Here is a 20,818-nt window from a genome sequence, read left to right as displayed (position 1 = left end):
TGAATTTTACAACAATCATCGTTATCAGAAAAAATTAAAAAAGATGACCCCGACTGCTTATCGGGATCATCTTTTGTGGGCAGTATAATGTTCTTTTTTATTTGTTCAGTTTATTGGTAGGGGTTCAAGTGGCTTACCCGCTCCTTTTTATTATGGTCTACCAGCCTAGTGTGATAAATCGTAAACAGTCTGGTATATGTTTGGACCAATATTTTTCTGAGTGTTCATCTCCATGAAAAATATTCAAGGAAACATTTTCTAAATCAACACCTGCTCGAATAACTTGTTGGCTATATTTCACAGCATCTGAAATATAGGCTTGTTCGGTATACGGACCAATGATCATTTCATCAATTTCATCGCCTTCTTCGGTACCACATTCAATGTAAATACGTTGGCTAGCTGGTAGTTTTGTTCGTTCAATAAAACGATCAAAATCATCAGCAACCGCCCAATTAGTTAGAGAAAATATACCTAAGCGTCCGATTTGTTCCTTATAGGCTGCCCCTAAAAACGTTGAAATTGTTGCACCAAATGAAGAACCAATTACAGCTGTATGTTCAGCATCCATCTTAGTTCGGTAATGACTATCGACAAATTGCTTCACAATCGTCATCACAAACTCTGCATACTCTGCTCCCCTACCACCACGTCCGTTTAAAGTGGGGTCATAGGCGCCTTTAATAGTCCAAGGTAGATATTCGAGTGTGCGCAATTCTTCACCGTTATCGATACCTACAACGATCATTTGTGGCAAGTCTGGATTACGTTTAATGGCATGAATCATTTTCCATGAATGTTTCGAGAAAGCTTCCTTGGAGTGAAAGACATTCTGACCATCCTGCATGTAAACAACAGGATATTTCTTTTCTGGATGTTGATGGTAATCTTTTGGTAATAAAACACGAATCCGCCTTTTCAATTGCGTATATGGCACATCTAATATGTGCTCATGAAGTGCTAAATAAAAAAATGGGCTATGGTCCATGCACGCTTCCCCCCGAATATAACTTATACCTTTACTATACTAAAATTTCACCTAGTGACCAAGTGAATATTCATAACTCATTTTTAAACCCTGTAAAAACCACATTATAACAAAGGCTGAGACACGGAATTGTCTCAGCCTTCTCTCTTTATGAATGTATTTCTACTTGACTTTGTTCAGAATTGGCATTTTTCTCTGCCTTTACTTTCTCAACATAGGCATCAAATGACGCTGTATAATCAGTAGTCATTGATTGACGAGGCGAAATTTCTACCTCTCGTACAAAGTGTAATTTTTCTAAATTACGTTGCACTGGTTCCGCATCGTTGATATCCGTGTATAAAACGGCGTATTTCATTTTTTTTGAAATATAGTAAACAAAGCCATACTTTTGTAATTGTTTTACTTTTTTATTGGAATACATCCACACGATCAATTCTTGACGTGTTTGTTGATTGTCATAAATGCTCATCTCATCGACATCCTTTTACAAAGTTCCTATTATTCTTATTGTAACAGGAAAATTGGGAAATTACAGCCCTAAACCAATTGAAAAAGGGCTGGGACAAATCTGCCCAGCCCTCTTCAAATCTGAACGCCTCTTATCGCACTCTGTTTAAACATGTTCCAAAATCCTACCCTCTGCCCACTTCAGATTTGCTGGCGATGACTAACGTCATCACGGGCGCAAATCTTCCACTGGTTGAGGGCTGAACGGTTTTTGTCGCACTCTGATTATTCTAACACTAATAATAAGTCGCCTGAGTTTACTTGGTCTCCACTGGTTACAAGTAATTCTTTGACTACTGCTTTACGTGGTGCTTTAAGGGTCGTTTCCATCTTCATGGCTTCTGAAATCAATAGTAATTGACCTTCTTCAATTTCGTCCCCTTGTTTCACCTGAACGTCTAAGATCGTACCAGGCATTGTGGCTGCAATATGGTTGGTGTTACCATGATCAGCTTTACGTCTAACGGCTGCAACTGTTTTTGCATTTGCATCGCGAACGACAATTTCACGAGATTGACCGTTTAATTCAAAGAAGACAATACGTTGACCAGTTTCGTCAAGTTCACCAATTTGAATTAAGCGAATGTATAATACTTTACCCTTTTGAATTTCCACATTCACAGTTTCTCCGGTCTTCATGCCGTAGAAGAATGTTGGCGTTGGGATAATAGATACATCAGAGTATCGTTCTAATTTACGACGGTAATCAACGAATACGTCTGGGTACATGATGTAAGATAATACATCTTTGTCATCCACGTCATCGTCTTCCAAACGTGCGATTAATTCTTGGCGTTTAGCGTCGAAATCAATTGGCGCTAATAATTCACCTGGTCGTTTAGTCGTAGCTGCTTCACCTTTTAAGATGATGTCTTGTACATCTTTAGGGAAACCACCTTCTGGTTGACCAATTTTACCTTTGAATAAATCAATCACTGATTGTGGGAAGTCGTATTTTTTACCTTCTTCAAAGAATTTTCAATTGTTAAGTCATTTTGCACCATGAACAAGGTCATGTCACCCACTACTTTAGATGAAGGTGTAACTTTTACGATATCACCAAATAAGAAGTTGACGTCGTGATACATTTTCTTGATATCATTCCAACGACTACCTAACCAACTGATTTCGCTTGTTGTTGCAAGTTTGTATATTGGCCACCTGGCATTTCTGTATCGTAGATTTCTGTTTCTGGTCCTTCCAAGCCTGATGCAAATTCATCATAGTATGAACGTACGCCTAACCAGTATTGATTAATTTTCTCTGCATTTTGGATATGAATTGCTGGTTTACGGTCATCATATTCCATTGCATAGTATAGTGATTGCATTGATGGTTGTGAAGTTGTTGATGCGAAAGCAGAGCTAGCAACGTCAACAATATCTACGCCTGCTCGTGATGCTTCAGCATATGTCAAGATACCGTTACCTGCAGTATCATGCGTATGCAAGTGAATTGGCACGTTCACATGTTCTTTTAATTCAGAAATCAAAGCGTAAGCTGCTTGTGGTTTTAACAACCCAGCCATGTCTTTTACGGCAATAATATCTGCACCCATTGATTCTAGTTCTTTTGCTAGATTGACATAGTAATTTAATGAGTATTTGCTACGATTCGGGTTTAAGATATCCCCTGTGTAACACATAGTCGCTTCTGCTAGTTTACCTGCTTCTTTTACATATTGAAGTGGTTTTTCAATTTGTTTTGTCCAGTTCAATGAGTCAAAGACACGGAAGACATCGATGCCACTTGCTGCGGCTTGATCGATAAAGGCTTTCAATGTGTTATCTGGGTATGATGTATATCCTACTGCATTAGAACCACGGAACAACATTTGTAGCAAGGTATTTGGCATTGCTGCACGCAATTGTTCTAGACGACTCCATGCATCTTCAGTTAGGAAACGGAAAGATGCATCGAACGTTGCACCACCCCAAACTTCCATAGAGAACAAGTTTGGTAAGGCATCTTCCATAATTTGCGATGGTGTTAACATATCACGTGTACGCATACGTGTAGCAATCAATGATTGATGTGCATCACGCATTGTTGTATCAGTTAATAGTAGTTCTTTAGAATTTCGAACGAAATCTTGAACACCTTTAGCGCCATCACGGTCTAAAATTTGTTTGGCAGTTAGTCCTTTGGCAGATACGATTTCGATATCTGGTTTAACCACGGGGTCAAAGATACCTTTTTCTTTTTCAATACCTGGGAAGCCATTGACAGTGATATCACCGATGTATTGTAATACTTTGTTCCCACGGTCACGGTTACGACCTTTAGGGAAGTTGAATAGTTCCGGTGTGTTATCAATAAATACAGTATTGGCCGTACCATTTTGGAATACAGGATGGTTGACAACATTTCTTAGGAAAGGAATATTGTTTTTCACACCACGAACCCGGTATTCTCGTAAAGAACGGTCCATTTTGGCTACAGTATCTTCGAAAGTTGTACCGTAAGTAATCAATTTCGCAATCATTGAGTCAAAGTATGGACTAACAACAGTATTTTGGAAACCATTACCAGCATCTAAACGCACACCGAATCCACCTGGAGAACGGTAAGTATTGATCTTACCTGTATCAGGGAAGAAATTGTTAGTTGGATCTTCAGTTGTTACACGACATTGAATAGCAAACCCGTTTAATGGTAGATTTTCTTGTTTAGGAAGTCCGATTTCGGCTAAGCTTTCACCTGCTGCAATACGGATTTGTGTTTGAACGATATCTACACCAGTGATTTGCTCTGTAATTGTATGTTCTACTTGAACACGAGGATTCACTTCAATAAAGTAAAAATCTTCGCCATCAAGTAAGAATTCAACTGTACCTGCATTAGCATAATCCACAGAATCTAAGAAATCACGGGCAGAATTACAGATGCGGTTACGCAATTCCATTGACATATTAACTGTTGGCGCAACTTCAACCACTTTTTGATGACGACGTTGAACTGAACAGTCACGTTCCCATAAATGCATGGTATTGCCTTGTTCATCGGCAATCACTTGTACTTCAATATGTTTTGGTCCTTCTACGTATTTTTCTACGTATGCTTCACCTGAACCAAATGCTTTTGTCGCTTCAGATACAGCCATGCGATATTGTTCAGCAACTTCATCTTCAGAACGTACAACACGCATACCACGTCCACCACCACCAAGAGCCGCTTTAATAATAATTGGATAGCCTGCTTCGTTACCAAATGCTACGACTTCTTCAAGGCTACTAACAGGTCCATCAGAACCTGGAATCAATGGAATATTTGCTTTTCTAGCTGCTTCACGGGCTTTTACCTTGTCACCAAACATATCTAAAATTTCATATGATGGTCCGATAAATTTAATACCTTCTTCTTCACAACGACGCGCAAATTCAGTGTTCTCTGATAAGAATCCATAACCAGGGTGAATTGCATCTGCACCAGAATCTTTGGCTATTTGAATAATGGTTTCAATATCTAAGTATGCAGCTACAGCTTTCTTTTCACTTGATAGACGATATGATTCATCGGCTTTAAAACGATGAACTGACCCTTCATCTTCTTGAGAATATACTGCTACTGTTTGAATGCCAAGCTCAAAACACGCTCGAAAAATACGAATGGCGATTTCTCCACGATTCGCTACTAAGACTTTGTTAATCATATATTGCCTTCCTCTCCTACGTCATTGATTTGCTAGACGCTTTGTTTCACTCGCTCATTGTACCATAGATTCATTCATTTTTAATCCCCATTGTGCAGAAAAATGATAGCTTTCTCATTTTTTTGTAATCTTTTGTTCCTTATAGCGAGACAAAAAAACGCAAGGTTTTAAACCTCACGTTTTTCTTTTTGCAAATTTTGTTGTAACGAAGTACGACTCATTTGTTTTTCTGTTCGTAGTATGTTCAAGGCAATCCCTATCATAATACTTGTAACCAATAAACTTGAGCCCCCATAAGACATAAATGGGAAAGTTACCCCAGTTAATGGAATTAAACCTAGCACGCCCCCTAAATTGACGAAAGCTTGGATGAAGAAGTAGGCGCCCACACCAAGAAGTACTAGCTGATGATAGGTACGTTTCATTTGTTGTGCACGATAAAAAATGTATAGGACTAAGCCAAAGTATAAGAATAAGATACCAAGTACCCCCCACAGGCCAAATTCTTCGCCAACGATTGCCATGATAAAGTCATTATGTGCTTCAGGTAAATAACCTAATTTTTGAATTGAATTCCCTGCACCCAAACCAAGAATACCGCCATTCGCAAAGGCATAATAGCCATATACTAATTGTAGCCCCGCATCTCGAGCATCTTTGAAGGGATCAATAAAAGCCGTAAATCGTTGAACTTGATAATTGTCAATATGTGATAAATCTACAAATCGAAATACTAAAATAACGATAAAGTACACACCTATTGCGGCCATAACTGTATTACGCAACCACGATGTAGGTAGTCCTGCATTTAAGACCATTAAAGCCAGTATTGAGGTTAGGATTAGGACCCCACCAACATCAGGGAAATTAAGAATTAAACCTAACCAAACTGCAATATATAGTAAAGGTTGCCAATGCTCCTTCATCAATTGAATAGGATTCTTCGCCTTCAACAAACTTTCTTGAACGTCACTTTTGCTTAAATAATGTGCTAGTAAAATAACTAAAGCAGGCTTGGCGAACTCTACTGGTTGTATGGACACGGGCCCTATAAATAGCCAACCTTGTGCCCCGTTGATGGTTCTACCCAAAAAAGTTGTTAAGATGAATAGGCCTAAAATAACAATATATATCAATCTTTGCATGCCTTTTTTACGCCAAAATTTTGAATTCATCAAAAAAATTAAAATAAGTGCGATAAAACCAACACCAGCGAATAAGGCTTGTCGCATAAGGTAATAATAGGTTGGATTACCTTCTGCTGTTGCACGATAGGACGAGGCCGTTGTTACCATTAACAAACCAACTGCGAGTAAGATAATATACAGAATGAATACTACCCCATCCAGATCGGCAAATCGACCTGTAAACCAATGCCAAAATGTACGTAATTTACCTGGTTGAATATCATCACTATTTGTACTATTTTCTATTTGTATTGCTTGCTCATGTTTTGTTTTTATTTTTTCAGCTACAGAGTGTCCAGCATTTTCTTGGTGACTCATGATAGCCCTCCTTTATTTGATGGTTATACTAAACCAAAAACTATTCTTTATCTGCCTAATAGGCAAATCTATCCATGGATAGATGATCATACGACTTTGTTAACAATAATACTTGCATTCGTCCGTCCATTATATCATAATTTGAAGTCAACCAAAGATACCTCAGCAAATCCTTCATTAATAATTATAGCTAATCATTTCTGCATGCGCTTACTCAAAAAGCCTTGTGTTTTTTTATTTTTAAGTTATCATTTGAGTGTTGGACATTTCAAATATTTTTACCCTTTTCTTAAAATATGTCATCATTAAAGAGGAATTATTATGTTTTTAGCATGGAAAGAAATTTTATTTAATAAGTCACGTTATCTCTTAATTATAGGTGTTTTAGTCTTAGTTTCCTATCTCGTCTATTTTTTAACGGTACTAGCATACGGTTTAGCTCAAGATAATCGAACAAGCATTGATAAATGGCAAGCCGATGCAATTGTATTAAGTGATGAAGCGAATAGTACTATCAATATGTCTATGGTAGAAACTAGTGCCCTATCTGCCATACAAGGTGCAGATGCCATAGCGAAACTAGGCCAACAACCAGTTGTTCTGACAAGTAACCCTGATACCGATGCGGAAGATAAAATTTCAAGCACCATTTTTGGTGTTGAAGCGGACAATTTCCTTGCCCCAAATATCATAGAAGGAAACCTATTCAGTGATGACTTTGAAGCAGTAGCGGATATATCTCTCCAAGAAGAGTATGGATTAGCAATTGGTGATGAATTACCACTTTCTATCATTGATAAAAGAATTACTATAGTAGGTTTTACAGACGAAGCTAAATTTAATGTTGCACCGGTACTCTATACCAACCTATCAACCTACCAAACGATTCGTAGTTTAGCGAATCCAAATGCCCCAGACATCGTGAGTGCCTTCGTGATACGCACTGATGACCCTGACAAAATCAGTCTGTCTGATGACAGTTTAACCTTATATCCTATTAATGAATTTATTAATAATTTACCAGGTTATTCCGCACAAGTATTAACCTTTTCATTTATGATTATTTTTCTAGTGGTCATCGCTTCAATCGTCATCGGTATCTTTATGTATGTATTAACTGTCCAAAAAATTGATGTTTTTGGTGTAATGAAAGCACAAGGTATACCTACAAGTTTTATTGGCACATCCGTCGTTGGTCAAACATTTATCTTAGCTTCCCTTGGATCCGGTATTGGACTGTCCTTAACGATTATAACAGCCTATTTTCTACCCACAAGTGTACCTTTTGCAATAAACCCTCTATATTTTGCTATCATCACCGGTATAACTATTAGTTTTGCCATTCTAGGTTCGCTCTTTTCAGTAGGCGTAATTGCAAAAATAAGCCCTCTTCAAGCTATCGGATAAGGAGTGAAATAATGACTACCATTCAAGCGATACAAATCACAAAAACTTTTGGCCAAGGCCGTAACCAGTTTAAAGCCTTACAATCAACTAGTTTTGCTATAGAAGCTGGAGAATTTGTTGCCATTATTGGTCCCAGTGGTTCTGGTAAGAGCACACTCCTCACTATTATGGGTGGACTACAGCAACCTGACACAGGTGAAATTACAATTAACGACCATGCCTTCTCAACTGAATCTGAGAAAGTGCGTGCTAAAATTCGTTTTAACGACATTGGATTTATTTTACAATCTGCCAATTTAGTCCCTTTTTTAAACGTATTAGATCAATTACAATTACTCAATCTCGTTGCAAAAGAAAAATTCAATCAACAACAGGCTGAAAGTTTACTGGAACAGCTACATATATTGCATTTAAAAGACAAATATCCAAACGAGTTATCAGGTGGTGAACGCCAGCGTGTCGCCATCGCAAAAGCCCTATTCAACCGACCCTCTATCATTTTGGCTGATGAACCAACAGCCAGTTTGGATACCCAAAATGCCTATGAAGTAGTAGAAATTTTAGCCAAACAGGCAAAAAATGGTAGAAAAGCAGTCGTAATGGTGACACATGACCAACGATTAATTGATCAATGTGACAAGGTTTACTACATGGAAGATGGCGAACTCCACTTAGAGCGTGGCATTGATATACATGCCTTTGGCCAACTTTAAACAACAAATTAAAAAATAGATTGATGACAAAAAAATCCCTGGTCCGTAGTTACTACAGACCAGGGATTTTCTATTGATTTAAACCAAATTAACGGTTAGAGTTTTTCTTTTTAGCTGCTTTCGCACGTTCTGATTCGTTTAAGATTGCTTTACGTAAACGAATGCTTTCTGGTGTTACTTCACAGAATTCATCTTCGTCCATGAACTCTAATGATTCTTCAAGAGTCATGATCTTAGGTGTTTTGATTGTAGCAGTTTGGTCTTTATTAGAAGAACGAACGTTAGTCAAGTTCTTCGTACGGATGATGTTAACCACGATATCATTTTCACGTGTATTTTCACCAACGATCATACCACCATATACTTCCGTACCTGGGTTAACAAAGATTGTACCACGGTCTTCTACTTGCATGATACCGTATGTAGAAGCTTTACCAGTATCAGTTGATACTAACGCCCCATTACGACGACCACCGATTGGTTCGTTGATGTATGGACCGTAGTGATCAAATGTATGGTTTAAGATTCCGTAACCATGCGTTAATGTCATGAAGTATGTAGTGAAACCAATCATACCACGAGCTGGTACATGATAAGTTAAACGAGTTGTACCTAAACCAGTTGAAATCATGTCTAACATTGAACCACGACGTTGGTTTAATGCATCAATGATCGAACCTTGGTACTCTTCAGGTGTATCAATTTGAACTAATTCAAATGGTTCAGATTTTACGCCATCAATATCTTTAATGATTACTTCTGGACGTGACACTTGTAATTCATAGCCTTCACGACGCATATTTTCAATTAAGATAGATAAATGTAATTCCCCACGACCTGAAACAATCCATTGATCTGGTGAATCAGTGTTTTCTACACGTAGTGAAACATCTGTATGCAATTCATAACGTAAACGTTCTTCCAATTTACGAGAAGTAACGTACTTACCTTCACGACCTGCAAATGGTGAATCATTTGTTAAGAATGTCATTTGTAATGTTGGTTCATCGATACGCAATGGTTCTAAAGCTTCCTTAGCATCAGTCGAAACAACTGTTTCACCAACGAAGATATCTTCCATACCAGAAACGGCAATCAAGTCACCCGCTTTAGCTTCTTCGATTTCAACACGGTCTAGACCTAAGAAACCAAATAATTTTGTTACACGGAAGTTCTTTTCAGTACCATCTAATTTCATTAAGGTAACTGTGTCACCAACGGCAATCTTACCGCGGAATACACGTCCAATACCAATACGACCAACATAGTCGTTATAGTCTAATAATGATACTTGGAATTGTAATCCTTCATCTGAATTGTCTTCAGGTGCTGGGATTTCTGAAATAATTGTATCAAAAATTGGTTCCATTGTTTCAAGTTGATCTGCTGGATCATCAGACAAGCTAGATGTACCACTTAATGCAGATGCATAAACAACTGGGAAGTCTAACATTGAGTCATCTGCACCTAGTTCGATGAAAAGGTCTAATACTTCGTCAACTACTTCAGAAGGACGAGCAGATGGTTTATCAATTTTATTTACAACTACGATAGGTGTAACGTTAGCTTCAAAGGCTTTTTTCAATACAAAACGTGTTTGAGGCATTGTACCTTCATAAGCATCAACAACAAGGACAACACCGTCAACCATTGTCATGATACGTTCCACTTCACCACCGAAATCGGCATGTCCTGGAGTATCCATGATATTGATGTGGTAACCCTTATAGTTTACTGCTGTATTTTTTGCTAGAATTGTGATACCACGTTCTTTTTCGATATCGTTAGAATCCATTGCACGCTCATCAATTTGTGTACGTTCATCTAAAGTGTCTGATTGTTCCAACAATTGGTTAACCAAGGTAGTTTTACCGTGGTCAACATGGGCAATGATTGCTACATTACGAATATCATCACGTTTTGCCATTTTTTAAAATTCCTCCATTTATATAATAAATACATTTTTGTATAAATTACTTGTTCAGTTTATGAAACCGTTTTACCGTAAAATCCCTTACTTTTAAACTTTTTAAAGTTTCTCGCAATAAAACCGCCATAATATCGTATCATTATTCCTTTTAAATTACTAGTTTTTTTCATTATACGTGATAAGTATACGCCTAGTAACGCGATTCTGCTCAAAGAAAAAAACAATGACCACGCTTTATTGGTTTTTAAAATTACCAATCATCCGGTCATAAGTTGACGGATATGCGATAATAACAGCATTTGCTTGTAATAGATTTACGGGTTCTGTTGACAGTTGACTAACTTTTAGCCCCATCTCTTTAGCAAAAACCATACCTGCTGCTATATCCCATGGTTGTAATCGAGGGGAGATATAAGCTGCAATCTCACCCTTCATAAGGGCAATAATTTCAATACCCGCTGAACCATAAATTCGTAAGCCCATAGCGGCATACACTAATTCTTGTACATGGTACACATTGCGCATCACCATACCACCATTGATGGAAATAAGCGATTGCTCTAAATGCTTATCTGTATAGGGCGGGGTAAAAGGTGCCCCGTTCCTTCGTATCCCCTTACCCGTAATAGCTTCAAAATAATCATCATTTATTACATCATAAATAACACCCAATTTACCTTCGCCATCTTCATAATAGCCTAACATAATAGCAAAGTGATTTTGTTGTAAAACAAAATTGACTGTACCATCAATGGGATCTACAATCCAAACTGGTCCAGCTAGATTTATTGGATTCTCGCCCATTTTTTCCTCTCCAAAATATTGATCTTGTGGGAAATGTGCTGTGATTTTCTCTCTAAAAAAAACTTCAACGGCTTGGTCGACATTTGTTACTAAGTCAGTTCGATGTGATTTTGTTTGTACTTGTATTTCCTTTTCAAACTGCTGGCGAATATACGTCGCCACTTCACCCACCCACTCTCTTACAAGAGTTGCGCGTTCCTCTAAATTCATTTCTTCCTCCTAGTTACGTATCATGCTGCCATATTAAGGCATCATAATTTTTTTGCTTTCGCTATTTTTCGCCTTTTTAATCGTGCCATATAATTGATAACCGGATGCTTTTTCAAAAGCGTTACCCAATTGTTTTTCTTCCATTTTACTCGGAACAACTTCTTTAAATGCCCGATATCTAGCTAATAAATCTTCGCGATCTATACCGCCCTCATATGCTTGTTCTAATGCATTCCACATCCGGACTACGGTTGCCATTTCTTGCGGCGTCCAGCCTAAGTCTAAAGGGTATTGATAATTATCTGCCATGATATTCCTCCATTTGAACTATTGCACCATCATTATATAGGAAATGTCGGCAAAAATATATTTTCACTTACAAGTTACATACATTGATTACGTTTGCGATCTAGCTTAAAATGATAAGGAATAGTTTTTAAGGGGGAGTAAGATGAATTTAAGAAAAGTTTTTATCACAGGAGTTGCCTTTACAAGTGCACTTGTATTAACGGCTTGTGGCGCCAATACAACAAGTGAATCATCTAGTTCAACAGCAAGCACAACTGAGTCTAGTGAATCAACTCGTGAATATTCAATTGGTGTCGTTGGTGATGTTTCAGCAGAAATCTGGGAAGGCGTTGCCGATCGTTTAGTTGATCAAGGCATTGACTTAGAAGTAGTCACATTCTCTGATTACAATCAACCTAATGTTGCCTTAGAAGAAGGCGATTTAGACTTAAACGCTTTTCAACATACAGCCTTCTTAAGTGCCTATGCAGCAGATAAAGGTGATTCTAAAATTGTCCCAATAGCTTACTCAATTGTTTCGCCAATGTATATTTTTGCAACAGAAGATATTCCTAACGTTGAAAGTATTCCTGACGGTGTAACCGTGGCTGTCTCTAACGCGGCAACCAACGCTGAACGATCTTACTTAGGTTTACAAGCAATCGGTTTGATTAAATTAGATGAAGATGCTGGATTTGCACCTACAAAAGCGGATGTGGTGGATAATCTGAAAAACATCGAAATCGTTGAAATGGATCCTGCACAAATTGCACGTTCACTTGGCGATGCTGACTTAATCACTATCGGTGGTGATATGTTAACTGACGCTGGTTTAAATCCAGCTGATGCAATTTATGTCGATACTGATGATGCATCAAATATTGACCCAGCTAAGAAAAACATCATTACGACAACAGAGGACAAAGTTGACAATCCGGATATTCAAACCATTGTAGCTGCTTATCAATCTGAAGAAACTGCCGCTGCAATTGAAGAAATTTCTGCTGGCTCTTCTATTCCGATTTGGACAGATAATGATAACCCAAAAGCTGATTACGATACTTACGTGGCTAACCAAGAATAATTGAAATGATAAAACGCCTGGGACATAATGATTGCCCCAGGCGTTTTTTGTTATGCATATTTATTTTACAACATTAATTACTTCCGCTTGCTCTTGCGCTAATAAACATAACTCTTGCGCTTTAAAAATATGTGCTTGGGTCATAGCATTTTCTGTGCCATTTAAAGAATCCAGAATCATTTCACCAAAGAAAGGAAATCCTACCTTGCCTGTTACTTGGAAATGTTTCTCCCCATCTTTTGTCACTAAAAATACATGATCCTTATCCTCAGATTCACCTACATTGATATATTTTCTCAGTTCAATCGTACCTTCTGTTCCTGTAATAAAAGTACGGCCATCACCCCAAGTACGCAAGCCATCTGGTGTAAACCAGTCTACCTTAAAGAAGAAGCTAGCGCCATTATCGCCAATTAGTGTGGCATCACCATAATCTTCCAATTCTGGTGTTGCCTCATTATTGTAGTTACCTACCTTTGATGCAATAATTTTGGCGTCATCATTTTTCGTGTAGTATAGGAATTGTTCAATTTGATGTAAACCAATATCGGCCAAAATCCCTCCATATTGTTCTTTCTTGAAGAACCAATCTGGACGAATATCCTTATCTAATCGGTGTGGGCCAAAACCCGTTACTTGAATTACACGTCCAATTTTACCCTCATCAATCAGTTGACCAGCTAAGACCGCTGCTTCTACATGCAAACGTTCTGAAAAATAGACAAAGTAACGACGGCCTGTTTCTGCTGCTACTTTTTTCGTTTCAGTTAATTGTGCTAAGCTGGTGAAATCCGTTTTATCTGTAAAATAGTCTTTACCAGCACGCATGACTTTATTTCCTAGAGCAAATCGCAAATTCGGCACAGCTGCTGCAGCCACCATATGGATACTTTCATCAGTCAGAATTTGATCTAAAGATTCGGCAACTGTCACTTGCGGAAAAGCTTCTATGTATGCTGCAACCTTTTCAGGATCAGGATCGTAAACATATTTAATAGTTGCACCTGCCTCAATAAGTCCATTAGACATGCCGTTAATATGTTCGTGATCTAAAGCTGTGACCCCAACATTAAATTCTCCAGGTTCTACAACTAAATTCACCTTGCCTTTAGGTTCATAATTTATTCCGTCGCTATTTGCCAATTTATTCACTGCATGCCTATGCTCGAATTTCTTTTCAAATTGACTCAAACTGCTTTCGACTCTATTAAACCGCAAATTCTGCAAATAATTCAACGAATATTACTTATTTATGCACAAAAAATAACCCCATGCAGATAAAACTGCATAGGGTTTTCTCGTTTGAATATACATTTGCATACTAGCTTTACTGCTACATATGAATAGGCATACCCAATACACCTTCAGCTGCATCCATTACAGCTTCAGACAATGTTGGGTGACCGTGAATAGTTAACGCAATATCTTCAGCATTCATGCCAGCTTCAATCGCTAAACCTAATTCAGCCATAACATCAGAAGCAGAGATACCGACCATTTGTGCACCAACGATTACATGATCATCTTTTGTAGCGACTAAACGAATGAAACCTTCACCAGCGTTTAAAGATAAGGCACGACCATTACCCGCTAATGGGAATTTCGTAGCTTTAACTTCTAAACCTTTTTCTTTCGCTTCTTTTTCAGTTAAACCGTAAGATGCGATTTCAGGTGTAGTATAGGCAACTGATGGCATTACTTTGTAGTCAATTGCAGCCGGTTTACCAGAGATTGCTTCAGCTGCGATTTTACCTTCGTAAGATGCTTTATGTGCTAAAGCAGCACCAGGAGTGATGTCACCAATAGCAAAGAAGTTTTTCACTGACGTACGTCCTTGGTTATCTACTTTCACTAAACCGCGTTCAGTTAGTTCAATACCAATTGCTTCTAAACCTAAATCAGAAGTATTTGCACGACGTCCAACTGATACCAATACATAGTCAGCGGTAACTTCTTTTGCTTCGCCTTTGACTTCGTATTTCACAGTTACAGAGTCGCCGTTGTCAACAGCTTCTTTTGCCATTGCATTGACAACAGTTTCAATACCGATATTCTTCATTTCTTTTTCAACAACTTTTACCATGTCTTTTTCAAAAGTTGGTAATAATTGAGGAGAACCTTCAAGGATTGTTACTGATGAACCTAAATTAGCATATGCCATACCTAATTCAGAACCAATGACACCACCACCAATAACAACTAATTTTTCAGGAACTTCTTTAAAGTTTAATGCACCTGTTGAATCAACTACGCGGCCCCCAAATTTAAAGCCAGGGATTTGAATTGGGCTTGAACCAGTTGCTAAGATGGCATTATTGAATGAATAAAGTTGGTGTGTATCTCCTTCGCCCATCACAGTGAATTCACGTTCATTATTGAAGTAAGCTTCACCACGGATAATTTCAACTTTATTTTTTTTAAGTAACATTTCAACACCAGAAGTTAAAGTATTCACTACTGTGTTATCTTTCCATTCTTGTGTTTTTGTGAAATCTAATGTTACATCATTTGAACTAACACCAAAGACAGCGTCCCCACCTTTAGCATTATGATAAGCATGGCCAGCTTGGATCAAGGCTTTTGAAGGAATACAACCTACGTTCAAGCAAACCCCACCGATAAACTCGCGTTCAACGATTGCTACTTTTTGTCCTAATTGTGCAGCGCGGATGGCAGCTACATAGCCACCAGGTCCAGCACCGATAACAACTGTGTCTAATTCAATTGCAAATGCGCCTACTACCATTCTATAATCATCCTTCCATCAATAATAATTCAGGGTCAGCCATTAAACGAGCGATTTCGTTCAGCGCTTTTTGACCAGTTGCACCGTCTACGATACGGTGGTCAAATGTTAATGATAATTTCAATACGCGACCCGCAACTACTTCGCCTTCAGCATTTACAACAGGTTCAGACTTGATAGCACCAAATCCTAGGATAGCTGTTTCTGGGTAGTTTAAGAGTGGCGTAAAGAATTCTCCGCCCACAGAACCAATGTTAGAAATTGAAACTGTACCATCGGCCATATCTGGGCCTTTTAATTCGCCAGAATGTGCTTTAGCTGCATTTTCATTGATGATATCAGCGATATCGAACATTGAACGAGTATCTGCATTCTTAATGTTTGGCACATATAGGCCCGCATCAGTATCAGTTGCAATACCGATATTGTAGTAGTGTTTGTATACAAATTCTTGTGTAGCATCATCAATAGAAGCATTTAATTGAGGATATTTCTTAACAGCTGCTACTAAAGCTTTCACAGCGTAAGGTAAGAAGGTCAATTTAGTTCCACGTTCAGCTGCAATATCTTTGAATTTCTTACGGTGATCCCATAATTGAGAAACTTCCACATCTTTGAACAATGTAACCATTGGCGCTGTGTGGTTAGCTGTATCCATTGCTTTAGCGATTGCTTTACGCATTGGTGTCATCTTCACGCGTTCAACACGGTCAGCATTATTTGTTGGAACAGTCACTTTAGCAGGTTCACTCGCTTTAGCTGAAGTTGCTGCACTTACTGCTGGTTCAGAAGCTGCAGCTACTGGTGCTGCAGTTGGTGCTGCATTGAAGTTTTCAATGTCTTCACGTAAGACGCGTCCGTTTTTACCAGAACCATTTACGGCTGTGATATCTACACCTTTTTCACGTGCAAATTGACGTACAGAAGGCATAGCTAATACTTGTTTGTTAGGATTTGATGCAACTGGCACTGATCCTGCTGTTGGTACGTCAACATTCGCTGCTACGTCTACTGCTTTCTCTTCTTGAGCTGGAGATGCAGGCGTTGAAGCTGGTGCTGCTACGGCTGCTCCATTGTGACCTGGTGCATCGATTTCAGCTAATACATCGCCAACCTTTGCAACTGTACCCGCTTCTACTAAGATACGTACAACTTTACCAGTTACAGGAGAAGCTACTTCCTCTACTGATTTGTCATTTTGGATTTCTACTAATGAATCCTCTTCATTAACTTCGTCACCTTCTGCAACTAACCATGAAACGATTTCACCTTCAGCCATACCTTCACCTACGTCAGGTAATTTGAATTGGTAAACACCACCTGTTGCTGCTGCCGCAGGTGCTGAGGTTGCTGGCGCTGCTGCTGCTGGTGCTGGTGCTTCTTCAGTCGCTGGTGCGGCTGCCGCATTGTCCTCTAACCCTTCACCTTCGAAGGTAATTAATGGTGTACCTACTATGGCAACATCACCTTCTGCATAGTGTAAGGCAGTAACTTTACCTGAAACAGGTGAGTAAATTTCTTCTACAGATTTATCGTTTTGAATTTCAACGATTGGATCTTCCTCGTTCACTTGATCGCCTACAGCTACTAGCCATGAAACGATTTCGCCTTCAGCCATACCTTCGCCGACATCTGGTAAATTAAATACAAAGGCCATATTTGTTTTTCATCCCTTCTAAAATAACTACTGTACTTGCGCCAATATACATATTCAAGCGAATGAAGAGTAAGAGACCTTCCTACTCTTCACCTTGAATTGACTATTTGCCTGTAATTTCGTTTGCTGCTGCAACAATATCTTCTGAATTAGGTAACCAAACATTTTCAGCCATACCGAATGGGAAGATTGTATCAGGTGCTGCAACCACTTTAATTGGTTCTTCTAATGATAGAATGCTTCGTTGCGAAATTTCTGAAGCAACTTTATCCGCAATACCTGCTTGACGTTGTGCTTCTTGAACAACTACAACGCGACCTGTTTTCTCAACTGATTTAGTGATTGTTTCCATATCTAATGGCGAAACAGTACGTAAATCAACAATCTCTACAGAAACACCATTTTTGCCTAATTCTTCAGCCGCTTTAATTGCTTCACGAACCATGTAGCCATAAGCAATAATTGTTAAATCAGTACCTTCTTGAACAACGTTTGCTTTACCAATTTCAAGTGTATATTGTTCTTCTGGAACTTCTTCACGGAATGAACGATATAATTTCATGTGTTCTAAGAAAACAACTGGATCATTGTCGCGAATAGCAGCTGTTAGTAATCCTTTTGCTTCATATGGATTTGAAGGAATAACAACTTTTAAACCTGGTGTTTGTGCCATTAAACCTTCTAATGAATCAGCATGCATTTCTGGTGTATGTACCCCACCACCAAATGGTGAACGTACTGTAATTGGTAAGTTACGCGTTTGTCCCATACGGAAACGCGTACGGTTCATTTGACCTGCTAATGAATCCATCACTTCGAATACGAAACCAAAGAATTGAATTTCCATTACTGGACGGAAACCGTGCAAAGCCATACCAATTGCCATACCACCAATTGCAGATTCAGAAAGTGGCGTATCGCTTACTCGATCTTCGCCATATTTATCGAATAAACCTTTTGTGGCACGGAAAACCCCACCATTTTTACCTACGTCTTCACCAAATACGTAAACCTTTTCATCACGTGCCATTTCTTGGTCAAGTGCTTGCGTAATCGCTTCGACCATTGTTAAGTTAGCCATAATTATTTAGCCTCCTTTGCTGAATATGCTGCAATTTGTTCTTCGATATTTTGTCCTGGCACTTCAAACATGTTAGATAGGAATTGAGAAACAGTTTGTTTTGGTGCTAAGTCAGCTTCTTTTGCAGCTTCTTTAATTTCTTCACGAACTTGTTCTACGTATTCATTTTCGATTTCTTCAGACCATAATCCTTTGTTTTCTAAGAAAACACGCATACGGATTAATGGTTCACGTTTAGTCCAGCTATCAATATCTTCTTGTGTACGATAGATTTTAGGATCATCACCTGATGTAGAGTGGGCCCCTAAACGGTTAGTAATTGTTTCAATTAACACTGGACCATTACCAGCTAATGCCCAATCACGTGCTTGTTTTGCAACAGCATATACAGCTAATGCGTCATTACCATCAACTTGAACACCTGGAATACCAACTGAAACTGCTTTTTGTGCTAACGTTTCAGCAGCTGTTTGTTTGTAGCGTGGTGTTGAAATAGCAAAACCATTATTTTGAATAAAGAACACGATAGGTGCTTTATAACGAGATGCGTAGTTCAAACCTTCATACACATCACCTTGAGATGAACCACCGTCACCTGTATAAGTGAATGTAACAGCTTTGTCACCTTTTAATTGTTGTGCACGCGCTGATCCCATCGCTTGAATGTATTGTGCACCAATGATGATTTGTGGTGGCATTGCATGTAAATCTTCTGGATAATTGTTTCCTTCTACATGACCACGAGACCATAGGAAACCTTGAGAAATTTTTAAACCATGTGCAATTAATTGAGGGATATCACGATATCCTGGGAATAACCAGTCATCTTTCGTGAAGGCATATGAGCTCGCCATTTGTGAAGCTTCTTGACCTAAAGTAGGTGCATAGAAACCTAAACGACCTTGTTTTGCTAATGCCATTGAGCGTTCATGAAGTGTACGTGAGAAAACCATACGTTTCATTAACTCTACTAATTCTTCATCTGATAAATCAGGTATAATGTCAGGATTTACAACATTTCCTTCTTCATCCAAAACTTGGACCATTTGAAATTGAGCACTGATTGCATCAAATTGTGCTTCATAATCCACTGGTAATTTAGCCATTTGTAACACATTCCTCTCTTTTATAAAAATTCACGCTGCTTTTGAAAGCTGTGTTATTTTATTTGCCTTACTGAGTAACTGTATCAAATAAAGATAGCCTTTTCAATCTTTTTACAAGAATTGCAAAAAAATCTATTATAATACAGAGAACATTTCGGGAACCCCTTTCATCATTATTTTTATAGGAATCCTATCAAGTCTCATTTTCAACAAGTTTTCATTTTTGCATTTCCAAAGTTAATTTGCATTTCCGAGAAAACTGTATCACTCAAAACTATCAAACTGTTACATTTGATTGTTTTTTCTATAATAGTCCATTTCTTTGCATTCCTTGTAAATATATGAGAAAATAGTTCAGTTAAAACAGACAATTGAAAGGAGTTGTTACGATTGATTACTATGGATGACATTATTCGTGAAGGACATCCAACTTTACGCAAGAAAGCTGAAAAAATTACCTTCCCAGTGTCTGACGAAATTCGTCAATTAGCTGCTGATATGATGGAATTTTTACACAATAGCCAAGATGAAGAACTAGCTGAAAAATATGGTTTAAGAGGTGGTGTTGGTCTAGCTGCCCCTCAAGTGAATGTATCCATCCAAATGACTGCACTACTAGTCCCCGACATGTTTGATCCAGATGCTGAACCGTTACTAGAAGGCGTATTCTTAAACCCACGTGTCGTGAGTCATTCTGTAGAAGGTGTTTGCCTACGCGAAGGCGAAGGTTGCTTATCAGTAGACCGCGATGTACCTGGGTATGTACCCCGTCATGCTCGCATCACCGTAACTTACAATGATTTAGACGGTAATTCATATAAAAACGTTTTTCTGGTTATGAAGCAATCGTGTTACAACATGAAATTGACCATTTGAACGGTGTTATGTTCTTCGACCACATCAATGAAGAGACGCCATTCAAAATGGATGAACACACATTTTTCTTAGATGAAGAATAAATTTATCTGAAAATCATTTTTCAAAAAAAAAAAGAAAAGCAAGTAAATCACTGAACCCCTACCAATAAACTGAACAAATAAAAAATAACATTATACTGCCCACAAAAGATGATCCCGATAAGCAGTCGGGGTCATCTTTTTTAATTTTTTCTGATAACGATGATTGTTGTAAAATTCA

16 protein-coding genes and 2 pseudogenes are annotated in these 20,818 nt (G+C 38.3%); 5 read left to right on the top strand and 13 right to left on the bottom strand.

What is annotated here, in order from left to right:
- On the top strand, window positions 1–88 hold an 88-nt coding region (locus B9P78_RS10705; RefSeq protein WP_148138560.1), incomplete at its 5' end, for an IS3 family transposase.
- A 69-nt stretch (window positions 89–157) separates the two neighbouring features.
- Here the strand turns inward: B9P78_RS10705 and B9P78_RS06805 are convergent.
- From B9P78_RS06805 to B9P78_RS06790, 4 genes and pseudogenes are all read right to left on the bottom strand, one after another.
- Window positions 158–988: an alpha/beta hydrolase gene (locus B9P78_RS06805; RefSeq protein WP_094518752.1), complete on the bottom strand. Its 831-nt coding sequence runs from the start codon at window positions 986–988 to the stop codon at window positions 158–160.
- Between the two features lie 148 nt (window positions 989–1,136).
- A complete protein-coding gene (locus tag B9P78_RS06800) occupies window positions 1,137–1,460 on the bottom strand; it encodes a YlbG family protein (RefSeq protein WP_094518751.1) in 324 nt (107 codons plus the stop codon).
- A gap of 263 nt (window positions 1,461–1,723) precedes the next feature.
- Window positions 1,724–5,147: pseudogene (locus B9P78_RS06795) on the bottom strand (pyruvate carboxylase).
- A 170-nt stretch (window positions 5,148–5,317) separates the two neighbouring features.
- Complete coding sequence (locus B9P78_RS06790; RefSeq protein ID WP_094518750.1) at window positions 5,318–6,655, bottom strand: FtsW/RodA/SpoVE family cell cycle protein; 1,338 nt, start codon at window positions 6,653–6,655, stop codon at window positions 5,318–5,320.
- Between the two features lie 321 nt (window positions 6,656–6,976).
- Between B9P78_RS06790 and B9P78_RS06785 the strand changes: the two genes are divergently transcribed.
- Both B9P78_RS06785 and B9P78_RS06780 read left to right on the top strand, forming a co-directional pair.
- On the top strand, window positions 6,977–8,062 hold the full coding sequence (locus B9P78_RS06785; RefSeq protein WP_094518749.1) for an ABC transporter permease: 1,086 nt from the start codon (window positions 6,977–6,979) through the stop codon (window positions 8,060–8,062).
- Window positions 8,063–8,073: 11 nt separating this feature from the next.
- A complete protein-coding gene (locus tag B9P78_RS06780; protein ID WP_094518748.1) occupies window positions 8,074–8,775 on the top strand; it encodes an ABC transporter ATP-binding protein in 702 nt (233 codons plus the stop codon).
- An 88-nt stretch (window positions 8,776–8,863) separates the two neighbouring features.
- Here the strand turns inward: B9P78_RS06780 and typA are convergent, their stop codons facing one another.
- The 3 genes from typA to B9P78_RS06765 form a co-directional block, all read right to left on the bottom strand.
- The gene (typA, locus tag B9P78_RS06775; RefSeq protein ID WP_094518747.1) at window positions 8,864–10,702 is read right to left on the bottom strand and encodes a translational GTPase TypA; all 1,839 of its coding nucleotides are present in this window, start codon (window positions 10,700–10,702) and stop codon (window positions 8,864–8,866) included.
- Between the two features lie 237 nt (window positions 10,703–10,939).
- The gene (locus B9P78_RS06770) at window positions 10,940–11,719 is read right to left on the bottom strand and encodes an inositol monophosphatase family protein (RefSeq protein WP_094518746.1); all 780 of its coding nucleotides are present in this window, start codon (window positions 11,717–11,719) and stop codon (window positions 10,940–10,942) included.
- Window positions 11,720–11,752: 33 nt separating this feature from the next.
- Window positions 11,753–12,028 carry a UPF0223 family protein gene (locus B9P78_RS06765; RefSeq protein ID WP_094518745.1) on the bottom strand — a complete coding sequence of 92 codons (276 nt, stop codon included), beginning with the start codon at window positions 12,026–12,028 and terminating at the stop codon, window positions 11,753–11,755.
- 142 nt (window positions 12,029–12,170) lie between these two features.
- On the opposite strand from B9P78_RS06765, the gene B9P78_RS06760 reads away from it, so the two are divergent.
- Complete coding sequence (locus tag B9P78_RS06760) at window positions 12,171–13,091, top strand: MetQ/NlpA family ABC transporter substrate-binding protein (protein WP_094518744.1); 921 nt, start codon at window positions 12,171–12,173, stop codon at window positions 13,089–13,091.
- A gap of 60 nt (window positions 13,092–13,151) precedes the next feature.
- On the opposite strand, the gene B9P78_RS06755 is transcribed toward B9P78_RS06760, so the two are convergent.
- The 5 genes from B9P78_RS06755 to pdhA all read right to left on the bottom strand — a co-directional run bounded on the left by B9P78_RS06755 (window position 13,152) and on the right by pdhA (window position 19,681).
- Complete coding sequence (locus B9P78_RS06755) at window positions 13,152–14,234, bottom strand: Gfo/Idh/MocA family protein (RefSeq protein WP_094518754.1); 1,083 nt, start codon at window positions 14,232–14,234, stop codon at window positions 13,152–13,154.
- 190 nt (window positions 14,235–14,424) lie between these two features.
- Window positions 14,425–15,837 carry a dihydrolipoyl dehydrogenase gene (lpdA, locus tag B9P78_RS06750; protein WP_094518743.1) on the bottom strand — a complete coding sequence of 471 codons (1,413 nt, stop codon included), beginning with the start codon at window positions 15,835–15,837 and terminating at the stop codon, window positions 14,425–14,427.
- A 7-nt stretch (window positions 15,838–15,844) separates the two neighbouring features.
- On the bottom strand, window positions 15,845–17,494 hold the full coding sequence (locus B9P78_RS06745; protein WP_094518742.1) for a 2-oxo acid dehydrogenase subunit E2: 1,650 nt from the start codon (window positions 17,492–17,494) through the stop codon (window positions 15,845–15,847).
- Window positions 17,495–17,597: 103 nt separating this feature from the next.
- Window positions 17,598–18,575 (bottom strand): alpha-ketoacid dehydrogenase subunit beta, encoded by a 978-nt coding sequence (locus B9P78_RS06740; protein WP_094518741.1) that lies wholly within the window; start codon window positions 18,573–18,575, stop codon window positions 17,598–17,600.
- Window positions 18,576–18,577: 2 nt separating this feature from the next.
- Window positions 18,578–19,681, bottom strand: a complete 1,104-nt coding sequence (gene pdhA / locus B9P78_RS06735) for a pyruvate dehydrogenase (acetyl-transferring) E1 component subunit alpha (protein ID WP_094518753.1) — start codon at window positions 19,679–19,681, stop codon at window positions 18,578–18,580.
- Between the two features lie 390 nt (window positions 19,682–20,071).
- On the opposite strand from pdhA, the pseudogene def reads away from it, so the two are divergent.
- Window positions 20,072–20,640 (top strand): annotated as a pseudogene (gene def, locus B9P78_RS06730) (peptide deformylase).
- Window positions 20,641–20,730: 90 nt separating this feature from the next.
- Here def and B9P78_RS10700 read toward each other — a convergent pair.
- A partial coding sequence (locus B9P78_RS10700) for an IS3 family transposase (protein WP_148138560.1) occupies window positions 20,731–20,818 on the bottom strand: 88 nt, incomplete at its 5' end.

Source organism: Aerococcus sp. 1KP-2016 (assembly GCF_002252085.1).
In the GTDB taxonomy this organism is placed as follows: domain Bacteria; phylum Bacillota; class Bacilli; order Lactobacillales; family Aerococcaceae; genus Aerococcus.
The sequence above is the reverse complement of the archived record's forward strand: the minus strand, read 5'-3'. Positions and strand labels throughout refer to the sequence as shown.